A 344-nucleotide genomic window follows, 5' to 3' on the forward strand; every position below is an offset into this window, starting at 1 on the left:
GTGAGAAAGAGAGGTCGGTGTCGTCGCGTCTACGCAACGGTGTTGAACGGCGCGGCCATCTCCGTCAGCGATGCGGTTCAAGGCAGCGAGAATTTGTGGCTGGCAGCGAGACCCTGCAAACCCTACATTGACGAGGCACCTGGCCTACACCATCTGTGCGTCATGCCCAAGCAAGATAAGAATGACGTAGAACTAATCAAGGGATGGACGCTCCCTACATCGGCGACCCTCGGGTCGGCAGTGCGCGCGAAGGGTATCCTGCAAGAGATACAGGCCCGTCTCCCCACGGCGTTAAAGAAGTCAGTCACGTTGGACGGCGTCGAGCTGACATTGGCGATGTCGGC

The 344-nt window shown here is 58.7% G+C and carries 1 protein-coding gene; it reads left to right on the forward strand.

All coding sequences use genetic code 11. The features are described from left to right. Window positions 1-162: 162 nt before the first annotated feature. On the forward strand, window positions 163-344 hold a 182-nt coding region (locus SB659_RS19210; protein WP_410551544.1), incomplete at its 3' end, for a hypothetical protein.

Source organism: Arthrobacter sp. SIMBA_036 (genome assembly GCF_046535135.1).
In the GTDB taxonomy this organism is placed as follows: Bacteria; Actinomycetota; Actinomycetes; order Actinomycetales; family Micrococcaceae; genus Arthrobacter.